The organism is Lacinutrix sp. MEBiC02404, assembly GCF_053601575.1.
Window position 1 is genome coordinate 144,028 of the sequence record NZ_JBSHNV010000143.1, and the last position, 21,291, is coordinate 165,318.

The 21,291-nt window shown below is 32.0% G+C and carries 24 protein-coding genes and 1 tRNA gene; 7 read left to right on the forward strand and 18 right to left on the reverse strand.

The features are described from left to right. Positions 1–67: 67 nt before the first annotated feature. Positions 68–141: transfer RNA gene (locus ACVCXO_RS05050), tRNA-Met, on the reverse strand. A gap of 126 nt (positions 142–267) precedes the next feature. Between ACVCXO_RS05050 and ACVCXO_RS05055 the strand changes: the two genes are divergently transcribed. Continuing rightward, positions 268–654, forward strand: coding sequence for an START-like domain-containing protein (locus ACVCXO_RS05055; RefSeq protein WP_452228512.1), 387 nt, complete (start codon positions 268–270; stop codon positions 652–654). Positions 655–711: 57 nt separating this feature from the next. Next, positions 712–1,557 carry an aminotransferase class IV gene (locus tag ACVCXO_RS05060; protein WP_452228513.1) on the forward strand — a complete coding sequence of 282 codons (846 nt, stop codon included), beginning with the start codon at positions 712–714 and terminating at the stop codon, positions 1,555–1,557. Here the strand turns inward: ACVCXO_RS05060 and ACVCXO_RS05065 are convergent. The 5 genes from ACVCXO_RS05065 to ACVCXO_RS05085 all read right to left on the reverse strand — a co-directional run bounded on the left by ACVCXO_RS05065 (position 1,550) and on the right by ACVCXO_RS05085 (position 6,088). Beyond that, positions 1,550–2,110 (reverse strand): YqgE/AlgH family protein, encoded by a 561-nt coding sequence (locus ACVCXO_RS05065; RefSeq protein ID WP_452228514.1) that lies wholly within the window; start codon positions 2,108–2,110, stop codon positions 1,550–1,552. The two genes, ACVCXO_RS05060 and ACVCXO_RS05065, sit on opposite strands and share 8 nt — an antisense overlap. Positions 2,111–2,234: 124 nt before the next feature. Continuing rightward, positions 2,235–2,507, reverse strand: a complete 273-nt coding sequence (locus tag ACVCXO_RS05070; protein WP_055442264.1) for an HU family DNA-binding protein — start codon at positions 2,505–2,507, stop codon at positions 2,235–2,237. 190 nt (positions 2,508–2,697) lie between these two features. Beyond that, complete coding sequence (gene fmt / locus ACVCXO_RS05075; protein ID WP_452228515.1) at positions 2,698–3,645, reverse strand: methionyl-tRNA formyltransferase; 948 nt, start codon at positions 3,643–3,645, stop codon at positions 2,698–2,700. Beyond that, positions 3,645–5,546 carry a RecQ family ATP-dependent DNA helicase gene (locus tag ACVCXO_RS05080; protein ID WP_452228516.1) on the reverse strand — a complete coding sequence of 634 codons (1,902 nt, stop codon included), beginning with the start codon at positions 5,544–5,546 and terminating at the stop codon, positions 3,645–3,647. Before ACVCXO_RS05080 ends, fmt begins: the two co-directional genes overlap by 1 nt. After that, on the reverse strand, positions 5,546–6,088 hold the full coding sequence (locus ACVCXO_RS05085) for an AAA family ATPase (protein ID WP_452228517.1): 543 nt from the start codon (positions 6,086–6,088) through the stop codon (positions 5,546–5,548). Before ACVCXO_RS05085 ends, ACVCXO_RS05080 begins: the two co-directional genes overlap by 1 nt. 250 nt (positions 6,089–6,338) lie before the next feature. Between ACVCXO_RS05085 and ACVCXO_RS05090 the strand changes: the two genes are divergently transcribed. The 3 genes from ACVCXO_RS05090 (at position 6,339) to murA (ending at position 8,949) form a co-directional block, all read left to right on the forward strand. Continuing rightward, positions 6,339–6,632 (forward strand): DUF493 family protein, encoded by a 294-nt coding sequence (locus ACVCXO_RS05090; protein ID WP_452228518.1) that lies wholly within the window; start codon positions 6,339–6,341, stop codon positions 6,630–6,632. Positions 6,633–6,951: 319 nt separating this feature from the next. Further along, a complete protein-coding gene (locus ACVCXO_RS05095) occupies positions 6,952–7,626 on the forward strand; it encodes a DUF4290 domain-containing protein (RefSeq protein WP_452228519.1) in 675 nt (224 codons plus the stop codon). 6 nt (positions 7,627–7,632) lie between these two features. Next, positions 7,633–8,949: a UDP-N-acetylglucosamine 1-carboxyvinyltransferase gene (gene murA / locus ACVCXO_RS05100; protein WP_452228520.1), complete on the forward strand. Its 1,317-nt coding sequence runs from the start codon at positions 7,633–7,635 to the stop codon at positions 8,947–8,949. 73 nt (positions 8,950–9,022) lie between these two features. Here the strand turns inward: murA and ACVCXO_RS05105 are convergent, their stop codons facing one another. The 11 genes from ACVCXO_RS05105 to ACVCXO_RS05155 form a co-directional block, all read right to left on the reverse strand. Beyond that, positions 9,023–9,385 carry a SnoaL-like domain-containing protein gene (locus tag ACVCXO_RS05105; RefSeq protein ID WP_452228521.1) on the reverse strand — a complete coding sequence of 121 codons (363 nt, stop codon included), beginning with the start codon at positions 9,383–9,385 and terminating at the stop codon, positions 9,023–9,025. Between the two features lie 58 nt (positions 9,386–9,443). Further along, the gene (locus ACVCXO_RS05110; protein WP_452228522.1) at positions 9,444–10,754 is read right to left on the reverse strand and encodes a cryptochrome/photolyase family protein; all 1,311 of its coding nucleotides are present in this window, start codon (positions 10,752–10,754) and stop codon (positions 9,444–9,446) included. Further along, the gene (locus tag ACVCXO_RS05115; RefSeq protein WP_452228523.1) at positions 10,754–11,218 is read right to left on the reverse strand and encodes an SRPBCC family protein; all 465 of its coding nucleotides are present in this window, start codon (positions 11,216–11,218) and stop codon (positions 10,754–10,756) included. The genes ACVCXO_RS05110 and ACVCXO_RS05115 overlap by 1 nt, the downstream gene beginning before the upstream one ends. Next, entirely contained in the window at positions 11,218–11,673 is a 456-nt protein-coding gene (locus tag ACVCXO_RS05120; protein ID WP_452228524.1) for a TspO/MBR family protein, read from the reverse strand. Before ACVCXO_RS05120 ends, ACVCXO_RS05115 begins: the two co-directional genes overlap by 1 nt. 1 nt (position 11,674) lies before the next feature. Then, complete coding sequence (locus ACVCXO_RS05125) at positions 11,675–11,845, reverse strand: Lacal_2735 family protein (protein WP_452228525.1); 171 nt, start codon at positions 11,843–11,845, stop codon at positions 11,675–11,677. Between the two features lie 6 nt (positions 11,846–11,851). Then, on the reverse strand, positions 11,852–12,367 hold the full coding sequence (locus ACVCXO_RS05130; RefSeq protein WP_452228526.1) for a glutathione peroxidase: 516 nt from the start codon (positions 12,365–12,367) through the stop codon (positions 11,852–11,854). Positions 12,368–12,397: 30 nt separating this feature from the next. After that, on the reverse strand, positions 12,398–13,081 hold the full coding sequence (locus tag ACVCXO_RS05135; protein WP_452228527.1) for an SDR family NAD(P)-dependent oxidoreductase: 684 nt from the start codon (positions 13,079–13,081) through the stop codon (positions 12,398–12,400). Between the two features lies 1 nt (position 13,082). Next, positions 13,083–13,307, reverse strand: a complete 225-nt coding sequence (locus tag ACVCXO_RS05140) for a hypothetical protein (RefSeq protein ID WP_452228528.1) — start codon at positions 13,305–13,307, stop codon at positions 13,083–13,085. A gap of 3 nt (positions 13,308–13,310) precedes the next feature. Then, entirely contained in the window at positions 13,311–14,009 is a 699-nt protein-coding gene (gene folE / locus ACVCXO_RS05145; RefSeq protein ID WP_452228529.1) for a GTP cyclohydrolase I FolE, read from the reverse strand. A gap of 228 nt (positions 14,010–14,237) precedes the next feature. Beyond that, the gene (locus tag ACVCXO_RS05150) at positions 14,238–15,659 is read right to left on the reverse strand and encodes an SDR family oxidoreductase (protein ID WP_452228530.1); all 1,422 of its coding nucleotides are present in this window, start codon (positions 15,657–15,659) and stop codon (positions 14,238–14,240) included. Between the two features lie 3 nt (positions 15,660–15,662). After that, positions 15,663–16,973: an ABC1 kinase family protein gene (locus tag ACVCXO_RS05155; RefSeq protein WP_452228531.1), complete on the reverse strand. Its 1,311-nt coding sequence runs from the start codon at positions 16,971–16,973 to the stop codon at positions 15,663–15,665. 303 nt (positions 16,974–17,276) lie between these two features. Here ACVCXO_RS05155 and ACVCXO_RS05160 point away from each other — a divergent pair, with 303 nt between their 5' ends. After that, entirely contained in the window at positions 17,277–18,122 is an 846-nt protein-coding gene (locus ACVCXO_RS05160; protein WP_452228532.1) for a DUF2911 domain-containing protein, read from the forward strand. Between the two features lie 68 nt (positions 18,123–18,190). Here ACVCXO_RS05160 and fahA read toward each other — a convergent pair whose 3' ends face one another. Beyond that, a complete protein-coding gene (gene fahA, locus ACVCXO_RS05165) occupies positions 18,191–19,483 on the reverse strand; it encodes a fumarylacetoacetase (RefSeq protein WP_452228533.1) in 1,293 nt (430 codons plus the stop codon). 230 nt (positions 19,484–19,713) lie between these two features. Here fahA and glyA point away from each other — a divergent pair, with 230 nt between their 5' ends. Continuing rightward, a complete protein-coding gene (gene glyA / locus ACVCXO_RS05170; protein ID WP_452228534.1) occupies positions 19,714–20,988 on the forward strand; it encodes a serine hydroxymethyltransferase in 1,275 nt (424 codons plus the stop codon). The last annotated feature ends 303 nt before the right edge of the window (positions 20,989–21,291 follow it).

Here is a 21,291-nt window from a genome sequence, read left to right on the forward strand (position 1 = left end):
TCGTATAGGTATAAAAAAAACGGTTTAGAAATATCTAAACCGTTTAATAATAAAACCTTACGTTTTGTAGCGAGAACGAGATTTGAACTCGTGACCTCTGGGTTATGAATCCAACGCTCTAACCAACTGAGCTACCTCGCCATAATTTGAGTTTGCAAATATATAAACAATTCTTAAGCACGCAAACAAACAAATTAAAAAGTTTTAAAAATAAATTTTAGAACTTTATAATTAAATGTATATATTGAACAAAATATTATTTTTTCTATGAGCGACAAAGTTAAATACGAATTAGAATTCCCTATACATGCATCACCGCAACTGTTATATCAATATATTTCTACGCCTTCTGGTTTATCAGAATGGTATGCAGAAAATGTAAATTCTCGAGGAGAGTTTTTTAAATTTATTTGGGATGGTTCAGAAGAAGAAGCCAAACTATTAAGTAAAAAGAGTGGCGAACGCATTAAATTTAAATGGTTGGATGATGAAGATAGTTCTACTTTTTTTGAAATTAGAATTCAAGTAGACGAAATTACTAAAGATGTTTCTATCATGATTACCGATTTTGCAGATGAAGATGAGGTGGAAGAATCCAAAATGCTTTGGGAAAATCAAATTTCAGATTTAAAGCAAGTATTAGGTTCCGCTTAAAAAAGAATACGATTATTAAACTTATATTTGTCCCGAATTAATTTTCGGGACTTTTTTATGATAAATTTTAATGGAAATATTACGGACGAAATAAATATAATTTCGTTTAACAATAGAGGTTTTAATTATGGTGACGCTATATTTGAAACTATAAAATGTTCGCACGGTAAACTATTGTTTTTTGAAGATCACTACTTTAGACTAATGGCTTCTATGCGTATTATGCGCATGGAAATACCAATGCACTTTACGATGGAATTTTTAGAAGAACAAATTTTAGAAACCTTAACAGCAAATCATTTGTCAGATGAATCTGCAAGAGTGAAGTTAATGGTGAATAGAGTAGCAGGTGGTTTATATCTTCCAAAAAATAATGAAATCGATTATGTAATAAGTACCGCAAAATTAGATGCCGATTTTTATCTTATTAATTCGCAGAAATATGAGGTAGACTTATTTAAAGATTATTATGTGTCTCCAAGTTTATTATCTACACTAAAGACAAATAATAAGGCGTTACACGTAGTAGGAAGTATTTATGGAAACGAAAATAACTTAGACAACTGTTTACTGCTAAATACAAATAAGAGCGTTGTAGAAGCTTTAAATGGAAATATATTTTTAGTAAAAGGAAAAACAATTAAAACTCCGCCTTTAACAGATGGTTGTTTAAAAGGAATTATGCGTAAGCAAATTATGGAAGTCATTGCGTTAATACCAGAAATCACTTTGGAGGAAGCTTCTATTTCTCCTTTTGAATTACAAAAAGCTGACGAATTATTTATAACAAATGTTATCACAGGAATACAGTCTATAACCAAATACAGAAAGAAAGCATTTGATCATACTATAGCGGAAGATTTAGTTAAAAAACTAAATGTAAAAATTAGATTATCTAATTAAGACTGGGGTTTTCTGGTGCATTAGACCATATACTATATTCGCCACCAAATTCTAGCATTTTTTCTCTCCAAAAAGCTTCACAGTTTTTTTCGATAATTTCTTTTTTGTATACATTTTCTGTAACCACCCAAGAGTTTGATTTAAGTTCATCATCCAGTTGGTTGGCTTGCCAGCCAGAATATCCTAAAAAGAAACGGATATGCTTTTTATTTAATTTTTTATCCGCAATAAGTTCTGCTACTTTACTAAAATCTCCTCCCCAAAAGATACCTAAAGATATTTCTATACTATTTGGTATAAGTTCGGGTACTTTATGAATAAAATAAAGATTGTCTTGTTCTACAGGACCGCCATTGTATACTTTAAAATCTGCATCAATTCCTGGTACAAGGTCGTGAATGGTGTACTCTAATGGTTTATTTAAAATAAAGCCAATAGAGCCATCTGAATTGTGATCTGCGAGTAAAACAATAGATCTATTAAAGGACATGTCTCCAATAATAGAAGGTTCTGCAATAAGTAAATTGCCCTTTTTTGGTTTGGTTGAAATCATAAAGATTTATTTTGACTGTACTAAATCTAGTAAAATTTTATTAATTAACCAATATTTATTAAAATTAACATAAAAAAAAGCCTTCTTAAGTAAGAAGGCTTTTTTAAAATATTCTAAAAAAGAATTAGTTTACAGCGCTAGATAAATCTGAACCTGCTTTAAACTTAACCACGTTTTTAGCTTTAATTTTTATAGTAGCTCCTGTTTGAGGATTTCTTCCATCTCTTGCAGCTCTTTTAGAAACTGACCAAGATCCAAACCCTACTAAAGAAACTCTGTTTCCTTTTTGTAAAGCACCTTCAATTTCTATTAACGCACATTCTAAAGCTTTCTTTGAAGCTGCTTTAGTAATTCCTGCGTGTTCTGCCATTGCATCGATTAAATCTGTTTTGTTCATAATTTTAATTTTAAGTATTAATAAATTGTTGGTTAAACATTATTGTTATATCCTCTACAAAATTATACGGAAATTCAAACCACGCAAGTAATAGCAAGGGAAATACGCTTTTTTGTTAATAACTTATGCGTTTTGTTAATAAAGCTAGTGGATTTTATCGAATTTTTAACAAGTCAACAAGCATAAGGCTTTACAGCATTTTTGCGTTTTCATCAAAATTATAACCGTTTAAAAGGGAGTTTGCATCCATTTTTCGTTTTCCAGGAAGCTTAATTTCTTTTATAATTAAGTAACCTTCTTGAACAGAAACCTTTATCTCTTTTTTTGTGGTTATTACTTTTCCTATTTCTAAATCATGTGCTTCTACTTCTTTTTCGGCAGCATAAATTTTAATATCTAATGTCTCTTCCTTATTTTGTAAAATACACCAAGCAGCAGGATACGGACTTAATCCTCTTACCTTATTATATATATTATCTAAAGTGTCGTTAAAATCGATCTTACAATTATCTTTATTTAATTTATATGCCGTTTTCATTTCTGCATTTTCAGGCTGTGGTGTTGTTTCCACATCTCCTTCCGCTATAAGACCAACGGTTTTTAAAACGAGATTACTTCCTAAGCACATTAATTTATCATGCAAGCTTCCGGCGTTTTCGTTTTCTTCAATGGTAACTTCCTCTTGAAGAATCATTGCACCAGTGTCAATTTTTTCGTCTATAAAAAAAGTAGAGACACCTGTTTTTGCTTCGCCATTTATAACCGCCCAGTTTATTGGTGCCGCACCACGATAGTTAGGTAGTAGCGAAGCATGCAAATTAAAAGTACCATATGCTGGCATTTGCCAAACAACTTTAGGTAACATTCTAAAAGCAACTACTATTTGTAAATTAGCGTTTAATGCTGCTAATGCTTCGGTAAAGCTTTCTGCTTTTAAATTGGTGGGTTGCATAATATGTAAACCTTGTGATTTGGCATATTCTTTTACTGCAGATTCATTCAACTTTCTACCACGACCAGCAGGTTTGTCTGGCGCAGTAATTACACCAACAATGTTGTATTTGTTTTCTACTAATGTTTGTAAAGTGGCAACTGCGAAGTCTGGAGTTCCCATAAATACGATTCTTAAATCTCTCATTATAAATGTGCTAATTTGTAGGTGTTCGTTTTTGTAATAGTAATAATATGATGCTCTAATAGTAATTGGAGCGTGTTATTCATTTCTTTTTCAGAAAATGGTAATTCTTTTAAAATTGCTCTTGAAGATAAATGGCCGTTTTCTAATAAGCTAATGATTGCGTTTTTAACGGATTTTATTTCTTTTACTTCTGGTTTTTTCTTGGTAATACAGACAGAACAAATACCGCAAGGTTTTAAATCTTTCTCCCCAAAATAGGAGAGTAGTTGTATGCTTTTACAAAGGTCTTCTTTTTTAACATAGCTTAAAATAGCAGCAACTTGTTCTTGCTTTAATGTGTTTTGTTGTTTTAAAACATTTGCAATTACATTAATCGTTTTGTCGTCTTCTCTAGGTTCTAGAAAAGTGATTTCAGCATCGGTTTTAGAGGTGTTTAGCGTGATTATTTCATCTTTTTCTAATTGCGCTAAAACTTTTAATACAATGTTTTCGTTCACCGAAGCTTTATCTGCTACTAGCGTTGTGTTTAATTTTATTTCTTGATCAAAAATACCACCGTAAGTTCTTAAAATAGATTTTACAACAAGGCTTAAATGATTGTTATGCTGTAAATAAGCAAATAAACTATTGTTGCTTATTATAAACTGTACTTGCGTTTGTCTATTAAACTGTTTCGATAAACTAATGACACTAGTTCTATCTAAAAACTGAATAGCATTATAGCATAAAATGGTATTGAATGTATAGGTTTTACAAAATTGATTAAAATTAAATTGATGGGTGGTATCTACACCTTCACCATAGGATATTTGAAAGTAGCTACAGAGTTTTCGATATACTACTTTTACAAAATCTATGGTAGGTAATCCGTCCAAAAATTGCTTTTTTACTAAAGCTTCATCGCTATTATTTTTTAGAATAACGGCAAATGCTTTTTTGCCATTTCTTCCGGCACGACCGGCTTCTTGAAAATAACTTTCTATACTTTCTGGTAAGTTTAGATGAATAACGGTTTTCACATCCGGCTTGTCAATTCCCATACCAAAAGCATTGGTAGCAACCATTACTTGGTTTTTGTTTTGTAACCAGTCGTTTAGGTGTTTGTCCTTTTCGTTATTACTTAGTCCGCCGTGATAATAGGTAGCGCTTATATTTTGTTTGGCTAGCATATTACAAATCTCTACCGTAGATTTTCTATTTCTAACGTAAATGATGGAAGGCGCATTCTGTTTTTTTAAAATGCTTTCCATTTTGTAATATTTATCATCTTCATGAAAAACCATGTATGCTAAATTTGGTCTTGCAAAAGATTGTTTAAATATTTTAGGATTTATAAAATCGAGTTCTTTTATAATATCATCTACCACCAAAGGTGTTGCAGATGCTGTAAGTCCAATACAATTCGCACTAGGTTTTATTTGTCGTAATAATTCTATGTTTTTGTAGGACGGTCTAAAATCATTTCCCCATTGTGAGATGCAATGTGCTTCATCTACAGCAATAAGGTTTACATTCATTTGTTTTATGCGGTCTTGAACTAGTTCTTGCTGTAGACGTTCTGGAGAAAGATAAAGAAACTTATAATTACCATAAATGCAATTGTCTAGAAGCGTATCTAGCTCTTTATAATGTATGCCGCTAGTAAGCGCAATAGCTTTAATACCTTTATCTGTTAGCGTTTTTACTTGGTCTTTCATTAAGGCAACCAAAGGGGAAACGACAATACAAATACCATCTTTTGCAAGTGCAGGAATTTGAAAACATAAAGACTTGCCTCCTCCAGTTGGCATTAGTGCCATAACATCTTCTCCTGCAATTACTGCATTTATAATGTCTTCTTGAAAAGGGCGGAAACTGGTAAAGTTCCAATAACGTTCTAATATGTTTATCGCATTTTGCATTACAATGCTTTTACCACATTTAAAATAAAGTCGGCTCTACTTTCTATAGACCCAAATGGTACATCTACTAAGCTATAATTATAGGTTTTGTAGGTGTTTAATAAGTGTTTATGTATTTCTATTGCTTGTTCAAAATTTTCGTAGCGTTCGCTATCACTACTAAAAATTTCCTGCCAAGGCGCTAAAATAAAAACATGATCATACAAATTGTCTTTACATGCGTTTCTAAATTCTTCGGGATAATCATCACCAATAAAATCCATATATGCTAAGACGTCAGGAATTCCTCTGTCTAAAAAGATAAAGTCTTCCTTAAAAGCATTTGCCTCTTCAAATTGTTTTTTTCTTCCTTTTAAAAGTAATTCACTAAATAAAAGAGGTTCTGTTAAAAAGAGTTGCTCAATACCATCTTCACGAGCTTTTAAGGTGATTTGTCTAGATATTTCTTCGATACAATTATGGCCTCGTTTAATAAGCTCATTTATTATAGAAGTCTTTCCCGTTCCTGGTCCTCCAGTTATGATAATTTTCTTTGTATTCAAGTTTGGCAAGGTTTTGGGTGTAAAAATCGGAATTTAAATCTTAAATAAAGAACTCCTTTGCACTTTTTTCGATGGGTTGTAAAATGCTGTTTTTAGTGGATGCTTTGTCTTTTTTCATTCTGTAGCGATGGAATGCATTATAAAAAAGGCTTATATGTTTCAAAAATAGGATTATTCGTTTACCCAAAAAATGTTAAACGCATTTCAGAAATGTAAAGGAAACCGTATCTTTACCACATATTTTTTAATCATGAGCGAAAAACAAAACCCAGAAGAATTTTATACAAAATTAAAGGCGCAATTGTATGATACTGCAACATGGCCATCCAAATATTTATATAAATTTATAGTAGAATCAGACTTGCACAAAATTGCAGAAATTGAAGCTTTATTTGATAATATTGGTGCTGTTCTTAATACTATGGAATCAAAAAACGGAAAATACACAAGTATTTCCATTCATGTAGTTATGGAAAATCCAGAAGCAGTAATTGCAAAATATGAAGAAGTTGCAGAAAATGTAGAAGGAGTTATTAGCCTTTAAACCTGAGGTTTGCTTAAAATTTAATTTTCAGAAGCCTAAGAAAAGGCGAGGTTTGAAGCGTGAAATTATTAAAATATAGAGATATTGTAAAAAAAATATACGATAAAATTGCATTTTTTTAGGGTTTTTAAAAGGTTGGATGCATTTGTCCTAATTTTTCAAATTAACTAGTTCGTCCTTCAAAATAATAACTGCGAATGGAATAAAAATGCATTCAAACTGAAAACAAAGATTAAGTCGAACTCCAGTTTTAAATATTTTTTGTACTTTGCACAAGCATAATAACTACGTGCAAATAATATAACTCTACACTTAAATTTTGATAGATATTTTAGAATACAACACAGAACGCGAGCATTTAATTATTCCTGAGTATGGAAGACATATGCAGAAAATGATTGCACATGCTAAAACACGTGAAACCAAAGAAGAACGTAATAAGTTAGTAAAAGCCATTATATCTGTAATGGGAAACATGCAACCACATTTACGTGATGTACCAGATTTTCAACATAAACTTTGGGATCAGCTTTTTATTATGGCTGATTTTGATATCGATGTAGATTCTCCGTACCCAGAACCTTCTCGTGAAGAATTATACGCAAGACCTGATACTTTAGAATATCCTCAGAATTTTCCTAAATATAGATTTTATGGTAATAATATAAAAACCATGATTGATGTTGCTAACACTTGGGAAGATGGTGAAATGAAAGAAGCTTTAGTCTATACTATTGCTAATCATATGAAAAAGTGTTTTTTAAATTGGAATAAAGATACTGTAGAAGATTATATTATTTTTAATCATTTATTTGAATTATCAGATGGGAAAATTAACTTGAAAGAATCGGAAGAAGATTTATCAGATTCTACAAGTTTAATGCGAAGCAAAAAGAAGTATGCGAATACAAATACCAATACGAATACTAAGAAAACGCATTATAAAAAAAGTAACAGTAACACAAACCAAAGTCGAAGCAGAAAACGCTACTAGTATTTCATGGGAACATTTAAAATTGAAGGAGGTCACCAATTAAAAGGAAAAATTCAACCTCAAGGAGCAAAAAACGAAGCCTTACAAATTTTATGTGCTGTATTACTAACTCCAGAGTTAGTAACTATAAATAACATTCCAGATATTGTAGATGTTAATAAGCTTATAGAATTATTAAAAAAATTAGGCGTAAAAGTTAATAAATTAGGAAAAGGTTCTTATACTTTTCAAGCAGATGAAGTAAATTTAAATTACTTAGAGTCGGAACAATTTAAGATTGATGGTCGTGGACTAAGAGGTTCTATTATGATCGTTGGACCACTTTTAGCTCGTTTTGGAAAAGGGTATATTCCAAAACCTGGAGGAGATAAAATTGGTAGACGAAGACTAGATACACACTTTGAAGGCTTTATTAAACTTGGAGCAAAATTTCGTTATAATAAAGAAGATTATTTTTACGGTGTAGAAGCAGATAAACTAAAAGGAGCATACATGTTGCTAGATGAAGCATCAGTGACAGGTACCGCAAACATCGTTATGGCTGCTGTTTTAGCAGAAGGAACAACAACTATTTATAACGCAGCTTGTGAGCCTTATTTGCAACAGCTTTGTAAAATGCTTAACCGAATGGGAGCAAAAATTACAGGTGTTGGTTCTAATATGTTAACTATTGAAGGCGTCGACGCATTAGGTGGAACAGAACATAGAATGCTTCCAGATATGATTGAAATTGGTAGTTGGATTGGTTTAGCTGCTATGACAAAAAGTGAACTGACCATTACTAATGTAAGTTGGGATGACTTAGGTCAAATACCAAATGTTTTTAGAAAACTAGGTATTACCGTGGAAAGAAGAGGAGATGATATTCATATTCCAGCGCATACCGATGGTTATGAGATACAAAGTTATATAGATGGTTCTATTTTAACTGTTTCTGATGCGCCTTGGCCAGGATTTACACCAGATTTATTGAGCATTGTTTTAACGATACTTACACAGGCAAGAGGAAGTGCTTTAGTGCACCAAAAAATGTTTGAATCACGTTTGTTCTTTGTTGATAAATTGATAGATATGGGAGCGAAAATTATTCTTTGTGATCCACATAGAGCAACTGTTATAGGTCATGATTTTAAATCACAATTAAAAGCTACTACAATGACTTCGCCAGATATTAGAGCAGGAGTTTCTTTATTAATTGCAGCTTTATCTGCTAAAGGAACCTCTACTATTCATAATATTGAGCAAATTGATAGAGGTTATGAAAATATTGACGAACGTCTACGTGCTATTGGCGCAAAGATTGAACGTGTAGAAGGAAATTAAAACTACAAATTATACAAAACAAAAAAGCTTCGAAATTACTTTCGAAGCTTTTTTTATATACTTAATTCTTAGATTAATCTATGTCGTAAAAATATTGTTCACTAGTAATTTTGCCATCCTTAACTTCATACACACAAACCTCTTCCATCTTTTGTCTTCCTTTTCCTTTAAAGGTACAATCAAAAGTCATTTTAGCCGTAAAAAAGTTACCTGCTATTATAGGCTCGCTAACTTCGCTAGCATGAAAATCTTCTACGCTTTCTAGCCATTCTTGACTTTTATTTAAAATGTTTTGCTTTCCAATAGTTAATTCACCTGGCGTTCCAGGCATCTCTTTACAAATAGCCGTTTCTGCATACAATGTATGAACACATTCTATATGTTTTTCTTCTTTACACATTTTCCACCAGGTATTGGCAACTTCTTTTGTATTCATATTTTTTGCATTATTTTTTAAAGTTAAAAATCCTGTATCCAAATGTGTTCAGGTATTCTTAGTTTGCGTTTAGGGCCGCTTTGTACGTTATCAAACAACGTTCTCTAGCTTCTTTATGATCTACCATTGGATTTGGATAGGTAAGTTCTTGAAAATCTGGAACCCATTTTTTTATATATTCTAATTGTTTGTCAAATTTTTGAATTTGGGTGGTAGGATTAAAAATTCGGAAATAAGGAGCGGCATCTACACCACAACCAGCAACCCATTGCCAATTTCCAATATTACTAGCCATTTCATAGTCGTGTAATTTTTCGGCAAAATAAGCTTCGCCTAAACGCCAATCAATTAGTAAGTGTTTGCATAAAAAACTGCCAACCAACATACGCACGCGATTGTGCATAAAGCCTGTTTCATTTAATTCTCGCATGCCAGCATCTACTAAAGGATAGCCGGTTTTACCTTCACACCAAAGTTGAAATTCTGCTTCGTTATTACGCCAAGCAATGTTATCGTATTGGGGTTTAAAACTTGTGGTAAGTGTTTGTGGGAAATGCCAAAGCGTTTGTATGAAAAATTCTCTCCAAATTAATTCCTGCCAAAATATTTCATTAGATTCAGTTATTGCTTTTTGCATCATTTTGCGAATGCTAACGGTTCCGAATCTTAAATGCGGACCTAATCTGGAAGTGCTATCTTTTGCTGGAAAATTTCTAGTTGCTTCGTAATTCTGAATCAAATTAGAAGTAACTTCATATCCTTTTATCTCCTGATTGGATGGCGTAAAACCAATAGCCTCCAAACCTAAATTAGGAAGGTTTTTTTCTTGGAATACATTATTTAATAAACTTTTAGAATCGTATGTTTCTAAATTCTTATTTCTAAAAGTTGTCTTCCATACTTTCATATATGGTGTATACACTAAATATGGTTTACCATCTTTTTTTACCACTTCGTCTTTTTCAAAAACAACATGGTCTTTAAAGGTTTTAAAGGCTGTGTTTTTGGTTTCTAAGAATGCTGAAATTTCCGTATCCCTAATTTTAGCGTACGGCTCATAATCCCGATTGGTAAACACGGAATCTATGGTATATTTTTCGGATAGATTTTTATAAACGTCTATAGGTTTACCATGATACATCGCAATACTACTATTGTAATTACTTTGTAAGTCCTTGTTTATCTTTTGTAAGGTATTATGAATAAAAGTAACACGCGCATCGTTTTTGGGTAGTTGTTCTAATATTTCTGTGTCAAAAATGAATAGTAGTAGTACTGGTTTTCCTGCTTGTAAAGCATGAAATAATCCAGTATTATCTGCTAATCTTAAATCGCGTCGAAACCAAAATATGTTTATAGATTCTTTCATTATTTGTAGGTTCCAAAAAGAGCTTCTAATTTTTCTTTTCTATAGGCAAAAATTTCTTCCAGCTTTGGTTTTACTAAAAAAGGATGTACCAAGCGTCCAATAAATCCGAAAGGGACTTTATAATCTATAATATCTTCCATTTCTACACCGCCATCAATTGCTTTAATAAAATGTTTATGATGCCAAAGCGCATAAGGACCAAAACGTTGTTCGTCTACAAAATACTGTTTATCTACTATGTGGGTGATTTCGGTAACCCATTTGGTTTTAATTCCTAAAACTGGAGTTACTATATATTGAATAATTTGCCCTGCATACATTGGCCTATCCGCTCCTGAAAGCGTTTTAAAACTCATATATTCTGGAGTAATTACTTTTAGATTTTTTGGGTCGGAAAGAAATGCCCAAGCTGTATCTACAGAAATTGGAAGATTTTGCTTTTTATGTAGTGTGTAAATTTTCATTAATTATTTATAAAAATGTAGGCATTAAGGGATGTAGCAATGCATAACCAAATCATATATGGTAGTACGAGATATCTAGTTTGTACGGTATTAAATTTAAAAAAGAAATAACATACAATAATGGTTAGTAATATAATTACTAATAAACCTAAAGCAATTTGATGTTGGTTAAAAAAAGCATAATTCCAGAGTACATTAAGAATAAACTGTATACTAAAAAGAGTAACTACTTCTTTGATGGGGACTTTATGATATAACTGCGCCATATAAATAGAAAAGCAGATCATAATGATAGTCCAAGCTACCCCAAAAACCCAGCCTGGTGGCGTCCAAGGTGCTTGGTTAAGATTGTTGTACCATTCGCTTTGCGGTCCATTAGCCATAAGCCAACGACCAATACCGAGAGCACCAAAATTTAAGATTAAGAACGGTAAGAATACTTTGATAAATTGCATATTAATCTTTTTTAAGGATATCTATTTCTTCTAAAATAGCATTTGCTTCTGCATATTTTTTATCGCTTTCGGATCGGTTTATATTCGAAAGTTGATGCCATTCTTTCATCAATTTATTGTACTTGTCTTGAAGTTTTTCTATTTGTGATTTCTTTTTAAATAACCCGAACATAATTTTCTAGTTTAAATGTTTTGTGATTTTAGTACTCATTGGGTTTGTTGTAGAAAAGTAATAATCCACTAACTGACCTTCATTATTTATAAGATATTTCTGAAAATTCCATTTTACAGTAGAATCTGATTTTCCATTTAATTTTTTTTGCGTTAACCATTTATAAAGCGGATGTTGGTTACTTCCTTTAACGTCGGTTTTCTCGGTCATTAAAAAGGTAACCCCATAATTTTTCTGACAAAAACTTTGAATTTCGCTAGGAGTTCCAGATTCCTGATTACCAAATTGATTACAAGGCACGCCAATAATCATTAAATTTTCAGAATATGTATCATATAGTTTTTGAAGATCTTCGTATTGGCCTGTAAAACCACATTCCGAAGCAACATTAACTATCAGTAACATTTTATCTTTAAAATGGGATAAGTGAATGGCATTTCCATCTAAGCCATTAATTTCTATATCATAAACAGAAGTAGATGGTGTTTTTGGCCCTTTTGTTTTCTTAAGAAAATTTAGCATAATGTTAGTAATTAGTATGTGTTTCGTTATTTATATCTTGAAAGAAACAATTCCGCAATCCATTTCAAATACTTGTCCGGACATAGAAGAAGCTTTTTCAGACAGTAAAAAAGCAGCCATATCTGCAACCTCTTTTGGTTTTAGATATTTTTTTAATGGATGGCGTTCTGTGATATTTTCTATCATTTTATCATTGCGCAATAGCTTAGAAGCTAATGCGGTATCTGTCACAGTAGGAGCAATGGCGTTAATTCTAATACTTGGAGCTAATTCTGCTCCAAGTGATTTTACTAAGCCTTCTACACCCGATTTTGCAGTTGCAATACTGGCGTGATATGGCATTCCCAATTTGGATGCTACGGTACTAAATAATAATATGGAGGCGTGTTTGCTATTCTTTAAAGTAGGTAAATACTTTTGAATAGCTTTAACAGCTCCGATAACATTTATTTCGAAATCTTGTTTGAAATCCTCTATTTTTAATCGAGAAATTGGTTTAAGATTGATGCTACCAGGGCAATATACCAAGCCATCGGCTTTTTCTATTTCGGGCAAATCATCCACCAAAACGTCACAACCATAATGTGTTAAATTATCATGATGGAAACCAGGAGCAGTTCTACTAATATTAATAATGGTATTATCTTCCACTAACGTTTCAATAATAGCCTTACCAATACCTTTGCTACCTCCAATAACTATGTACGTTTTCATTCTAAGCAGTTAAAGGTCTTCCTTTTAACCTTTTTTCTACTTTTATTTTAATAGCAGTAAGTCTTTTCATGATATCCATGATTTCTGTATCTTTTTTCTCTTTATAAATTTCGTTTAAACCTAAAATTAGGGCTTTTGCTTCTCTAACAATAATAACTCTATCGCTTGTAGATAAAGAGTTTAATTTTTGTTTTTCAAATTCTAATGCTTTGTCTATTATATCCATGACTTAGTTTTTTAAATAATTTTGTAATTCGGTAACTTTATGTGGAGTATTAAATTTTCCTCCGTAATATGTGGTAACAGTAGCAGATGTATCATCTTTAATTCCTCTAGAGGAAACGCATAAATGTTTGGCGTCTATGATTACTGCTACATCTTCTGTTTTTAAAATTGTTTTTAATTCTTCTGCAATTTGGTTTGTTAATCGTTCTTGTACTTGCGGTCTTTTTGCAAAATACTGAACTATTCTGTTTATTTTAGATAATCCTATAACTTTTCCCGAAGAAATGTATGAAACGTGCACTTTTCCGATAATTGGTACAAAATGATGTTCGCAATTAGAGTAAAAGGTAATGTTTTTTTCAACAAGCATTTGGTTGTATTGATATTTATTATCAAATAATGCTATTTTTGGCTTGTTTTTCGGATTTAATCCTGAAAATATTTCATCTATATACATTTTAGCAACTCGATTAGGAGTTCCTTTTAAAGAATCGTCTGTAAGGTCTAATCCTATAACATCCATAATCTCTTCAAAAAGTATTGCTATACGTTCTTTTTTTTCGGTATCCGTTAATTTAAAAGCATCTGCTTTCATTGGTGTTTGTAATCCAGTATATAAATGGTCATCACCAATATCGTCATGACTATAGCCATTTAGTCCGATTTTATCTTCGGCATTCTTTTTTAATGTTTCTGTTTTCATTATAATCTTTTTTATGTGCTGTCTTTAAAACTGTTTTTAAAGCAAAGCAACGTTATCGTTTAGAAACGGTGTTATGCGCGTTATCTAGGGTGCTTAAAGCTACTAGGTTTTATTTATTTACGCATTAGATGAATTACACCTTTATCTTTAGGTATAATTTCTAAGGATGTACCCTCAAAAGTCAAGCCATTTCATAAAGTTTGTCTGTTTTTTTTCTATTTAATTTCATTAAAGGGCCAATTTATTTATCATGCCATTAAAAATAACCCCATGAAAAGGTAAAACGCTGTACCAATATAAGCGACCAAGTATTCCTCTAGGTCTAAAAGTCGCCGTTTGTTTTAATATACCATTTTCTATTTTAAATTCCAACCAAGCTTCTCCTGGAAGTTTCATTTCTGCATAGAGTAGGAGTTTCTGTTTTTCTTTATCTGCATATATCACTCTCCAAAAATCTAAAGCATCTCCCGCGTCTAAATCTGTAGCACTAGTTCTACCACGCCTTAGACCAATACCGCCAAAAAGCTTGTCTAAATAACCTCTTAATTTCCAAAGAAAATTACCGTAATACCAACCTGTTTGTCCGCCAATAGCCCATATTTTATCTATTGTTTTTTTGCTGTCATTTACTTTGCGTTCTTTATAATCTTGGAAGCAACCGTATTTAGGAACGTTAATATATTTATGAAAGCTATTTTTTAATCTTCCGCTACTAATAAAAGAATCTTTCCAACTAGATATAATACTATTCTGTTCTATTTTCTCAAATGCCAAAGCGACAGCTTCTTTATAACTTAAGGGATGTACATCTAATATGGTATTGATATCACTTGGTTTGCCAATTATTTCAACGCCCATGCTATCTACCAGGTTGGAAGCTAATTTATAGGACGTGGACGTTACAAAATAGAGCCAATAGGAAGACAGTTTTGCAGTCATTACTGGAACCGTTAAAATATATCTTTTTAGCTGTCTTACTTCCGCAAATTGTAAAAGCATTTGCTTGTAGGTTAAAACTTCTGGGCCAAAAATATCAAAGGACTTGTTGAAGGTTTCTTTTACACCTAAACTTTTAAATAAAAAGGAAAGTACATCACGAACGGCTAAAGGTTGGGTTTTAGTATTTAACCATTTAGGAGCGATCATAAAAGGTAGTTTTTCTACTAAATCTCTAATGATTTCGAATGATGAACTACCAGAGCCGACAATAATTCCTGCTTTAAATACCGTTAAGGCATAGCTGTTGGATTGTAATGTGTGCTCGACATTTTTACGAGATTTAAGATGCTTAGACAAGTTTTCATCATTAATAATACCACTTAAGTATATAACTTGTTTTGCTTCCGTTTTTTCAACATAGGATTTAAAATTAGATGCACAGGCTTCTTCTAACTTTTCAAAATCATTCGATGTATTAGACATTGAATGTATAAGATAATATGCAGCATCAATTTCTTTAGGAATGTTTTTTAAAGTTTCTGGTTTTAAAAAATCAACTTCTATAACATCAATATGTTCTTCTTGTAAGTAACTTTTATCTGCACGTAATTTATCTCTAACCGCACAAATAACATGATGCCCTTCATTTACCAATAAAGGAATTAAACGTTTACCTATGTAGCCTGTTGCGCCTGTTACAAGAATTTTCATTTTTTATATGGTGTGAAAATTATTAATATTAATGTGTTTCGCTTTTAAGTCGAACATAAGATTATAGAGTCCAAAAAAGGTTCTGTTAATATAAATAAAATGTTTAGAACCTCGGTTTCCATTCATTTTTCTTAATTGTGTACTTTTAGAATAATGCGCTCCAAGTGCTGCTATTTCTTGAAAGAAGTATGGATTTGAAAAATCAAAAGTTTTATCCTGTAATGGTCTTGCAAATAGGCTTAGCATTTTATGAAACATCTCTGTGAAAAATGCAATTTCTTCTTCTGTATCTTCCTCTTTTAAAATTTCTAATTCGTATAATTTGGAAAGAAATACCGCTTCATTTTCAATATTTTCTTTCTTTGCTAATTCAAAATATGGTTTGTAAAAAGTATCTGGAATGCTTTTCATACAACCAAAATCTAAAGCAATTAAGTTTCCTTCCTCGGAAACTAAAAAGTTTCCTGGATGTGGATCTGCATGTACTTTTTTAAGCACATGAATTTGGTACATATAAAAATCCCAAAGTGCTTGGCCTACTTTATTTGCCGTGTCTTCATTTTGATTTATTGCTGTAAATTCGGATAGATGTCTACCATCCATATAATCCATAGTAATAATTCTATTAGAAGATAGTTCTTCATAATATTCTGGAAACTTAAGATTAGGAATATGTGCACATGCCTTTGAAACTTCTATGCTTTGTTCTATTTCTAAAATGTAATTCGTCTCTTCAATTAATTTGGTTTCTACTTCACTAAAATATTTGTCTGAATCTTTTCCTTTAATATTAAACATTTTCATTGCTATAGGTTTAACCATAGCCAAATCTGATGAGATACTTTCTGCAACTCCTGGATATTGGATTTTCACAGCAAGTTTTTTCCCGTTTCTTTCTGCTATATGGACTTGGCCAATACTAGCAGCATTTACAGAAGTTGCATTAAAAGTATCAAATAGTTCGTTTGGAGATTTCCCAAAATATTTTTTAAATGTTTTAATTACGAGTGCAGGCGATAAAGGAGGAACGGAGAATTGCGATAAAGAGAATTTTTCAACATAAGCCTGTGGAAGAATGCTTTTTTCCATACTAAGCATTTGTGCCACTTTTAAAGCACTCCCTTTAAGTTGTTTCAAGCTGTTGTAAATATCTTCGGCATTATTTTTATTAAGACGTTCTTTGGCTTCTTCCTTAGAATTAACCATTTTATCTCCATAATATTTCATGTAATTTACACCAACTTTAGCTCCTGTGCTTACTAGTTTAGAAGCACGTTGTATTTTTGAAATTGGTATTTTATCTATCGTTTTCATTAGTTGGAATATGCTTAATTACTTTTTATAGGCATAATTTGTTATGCTTGAAGCAAATATACAAAATTGTCCAACTTATTCATTTAAAAACTAGACAAAATTAATATAGCACTATAAGTAAAGCTTATATGAATTGATAAAATATATGAAAACTTGCAAGAAATGGCATTTTTTTTCCACCTGTATAGATTGCTTTTTATGGCAAAACATCCTTTTTATTTAAGCTTTTGTTAACAAATATAGTTTTAGTAATGCGTAATTTTATGGGCTATTACAATTAGCAACCATTAAAACTTAAAAACAATGAAAAAAATTTTATTACTTTCTTTAGTATTTGCACTCTCATTTACGGCAAATGCACAAATTGAAACACCACAACCAAGTCCAACTAGTAAAGTAGAGCAGAAGGTTGGTTTAACCGATTTTACTTTTGAATATTCTCGTCCGGGAGTAAAAGGAAGAACTATTTTTGGAGACCTTGTACCTTACGGAAAAGTATGGAGAACAGGAGCAAACTCAAGAACTAAAATAACTTTTAACAACCCTATTACTGTAGGAGGAAAAGAGCTTAAAGCGGGTACTTACGCTATCTTTACTATTCCACAAGCAAATGCATGGGAAGTTGTTTTTTATACAGATTATGCAGGAGGAGGCGCTCCAGCTGAGTTAGACGAAACTAAAGTTGCAGCAAGAGTTTCTGCTGATGTTCATGAAATTCCTTTTAATGTAGAATCTTTCACTATGGATATTAATAACTTATCTAATAATGGTGGAACTTTAGAATTTCTTTGGGCAAAAACATATGTTGGTGTACCTTTTACAGTGCCTACAGATGCAGCGGTATCTAAAAGCATTGATAAAATAATGGCAGGACCAGGAGCAGGTGATTATTATGCTGCTGCAGCGTATTATTTAGAAGAAGGAAAAGATATCTCTAAAGCTAAAGTTTGGATTGATAAAGCTATCGATATGTCTAAAGAAGATCCTAAATTTTGGCAATTAAGAAGACAAGCTTTAATCTATGCAAAATCTGGAGATAAAAAAGGAGCTGTTAAAGCTGCCAAAGCTTCATTAGCATTAGCTGAAAAAGCTGGTAATACAGATTACGTTAAAATGAATGAGGAGTCTATTGCAGAGTGGACTAAATAATATAGTGACAAGTGCACATGAAAAAAGCGACCAATTGGTCGCTTTTTTTATTTAATATCTTTGAAAGTTTACTTGCTTTTTTTAGGATTGAATACTGGCAGTAACTTAGTACTTACTTCTCCAAAACCTATTCTAGTATCATTTTTTTCACAATAACCACGCATAATTACAGTGTCGTTATCATTAATAAACTTACGCTCAGAACCATCTGCCATTTTAATAGCATTTTGTCCGGCCCAAGTAAGTTCTATCATAGATCCAAAACTATCTGGAGTTTTCCCAGAAAGCGTTCCGCTTCCCATCATATCACCAGAGTTTATAGGACAACCATTAACCGTATGATGTGCTAATTGCTGCGCCATATTCCAATACATATATTTAAAGTTAGATTTGCTTACCACTGTTTCTTTCGCTTTTAGTGGTTGTATAGCAACTTCCAAATTAATATCGAAACTCTTCTTTCCTTTATATTGTAAATATTCTAATTGTGGTTTTAATGGTTTCGGACTTTCTACTCTATAAGGCTCCAAAGCATCTAAAGTAACTATCCAAGGAGAAATACTGGAAGCGAAATTTTTAGCTAAGAAAGGTCCTAATGGTACATATTCCCATTTCTGTATATCTCTTGCCGACCAATCATTTAATAAAACTAATCCGAAAATATATTCTTCCGCTTCTTCAATGGGAATTGGTTCTCCTAAATCATTAGCATCGGTTGTAATAAACGCCATTTCTAATTCAAAATCAATTCTTTCTGAAGGTCCAAAAACGGGTTCTGTAGCATCCGGAGGAAGCGTTTGCCCTTTTGGTCTATGCACAGGAATTCCAGAAGGAATGATAGAAGAGCTTCTACCATGATAACCAACAGGAATGTGCAGCCAATTTGGCATTAAAGCATTTTCTTTTCCTCTAAACATGGTTCCAATGTTAGTTGCATGTTCTATACTAGAGTAGAAATCGGTATAATCCCCAATTTGAACAGGTAATTGCATTTCAATTTCGTCTAAACGAAATAATACAATTTCCTTATGTTTTACATTGTTTTTAAGCGTATCATTATCTGCATCAAAAATTTCTGCAATTCTGTTTCTAACAGCTCTCCAGGTTTTTCTTCCATCTGCAATAAAATCATTTAAAGTATCTTGAAGAAAAATATCGTCTGTTAATGGAATACCTTCAAAGTAACCTAGTTGATGTAAAGCACCTAAGTCTATTGCTGTATCTCCAATTCTTGTTCCAATAGTAATGATGTCATCTCTTGTAAGAAAAACACCAAAGGGAATATTTTGAACAGGGAAATCTGAGTTTTTATCTACATGCAACCAGGAGATTCTATCTGGATTGTTAGCTGAAATTGGCATAGTATATTTTAAATTAAAAATTATTAAATCTATTCAAACCTACATAACTTTTTAAATTAATGCTAATTTTATAAGATAAAAGTAGGTTCCTATTATGCTATTTAAAAAAATAACATATTCTAGAAGTAAATATATGTTTTTTGATGTATTTAAATAATCTAATTGTTATTTTTGATAAATATTTAACTATAACTAGATTTTCAACTTTAAGAAAATTAAAATTAAACTATATGCAACGCGACGAACAAATCTTTGAACTTATTCAAGCTGAAAAAGAAAGACAGCTTGATGGTCTTGAATTAATAGCATCAGAAAACTTTGTAAGCGACCAAGTAATGGAGGCTGCAGGTTCTGTATTAACGAATAAATACGCAGAAGGTTATCCTGGGAAAAGATATTATGGAGGTTGTGAAGTTGTGGATGAAGTAGAACAACTTGCAATAGATAGAGCAAAAGCCTTATTTGGTGCCGCATACGTAAACGTGCAACCACATTCTGGAAGTCAAGCAAATACCGCAGTATTTTTTGCTTGTTTAAATCCCGGAGATACTATTTTAGGTTTCGATTTATCTCATGGTGGACATTTAACACATGGTTCTCCAGTAAATTTTTCAGGTAAATTATATAATCCTGTATTTTACGGTGTAAAAAAAGAAACCGGATTAATAGATTATGACCATGTTGCAGAAGTAGCAGAACGTGAAAAGCCAAAATTAATTATTGCAGGAGCTTCGGCATATTCTCGTGATATGGACTTTAAACGTTTTCGTGCCATAGCAGATTCTGTTGGTGCTATTTTAATCGCAGATATTTCACATCCAGCAGGATTAATAGCAAAAGGAATTTTAAACGATCCTTTACCACATTGCCATATTGTTACAACAACAACACATAAAACATTACGTGGACCAAGAGGTGGAATGATTATGATGGGGCAAGATTTTGATAACCCATTTGGTTTAAAATTGAAGAACGGAAACTTAAAGAAAATGTCTTCCCTTTTAAACTCTGCAGTTTTTCCAGGAAATCAAGGAGGACCGTTAGAACATATTATAGCAGCAAAAGCAATTGCATTTGGTGAAGCACTTACAGAAGAGTATATGCACTATATGTTACAAGTAAAGAAAAATGCGGCAGCAATGGCGGCAGCTTTTGTAAGGAGAGATTATAATATCATTTCTGGAGGTACAGATAACCACATGATGTTAATCGATTTACGTAACAAAAATATTACAGGTAAAGACGCAGAAAATGCTTTAGTAAAAGCTGATATTACCGTGAATAAAAACATGGTTCCTTTTGATGATAAAAGCCCATTTGTAACTTCAGGAATTCGTATTGGTACGCCAGCAATTACAACTAGAGGTTTAAAAGAAGAAGATATGGAAGGTATTGTAGATCTAATTGATCAAGTAATTACAAACCATGAAGATGAAGATAAATTAGAAACTATTGCAGGTAAAGTAAATGCTATGATGCATGATTTACCTCTTTTTGTAGATTAAATTTATTAAAATAATTTCGCTTTCGCGGAAATAAAAAGCCTACTGTTTAGTAGGCTTTTTTTGTGCTTAATAAAAATTTTCTGAGTATGTGGCTCTCCTCTTATTTTAAGGGAGAATGAATTTTAAGTTTCCTTAAAGAAAATTGGAAGAAAGAGGAGTTAAGAAAGCATTATTCTAACACTATGAACTTTTCTTAACCAGAAGATAAAGGAGTTGGCTTAAGTTTTAAAATCGCTTCGCATTTTATGTCAAACTCTCCGAATTTATTTTCAATAAATCCACCTCTCTTTAGCCAAAGAGAGG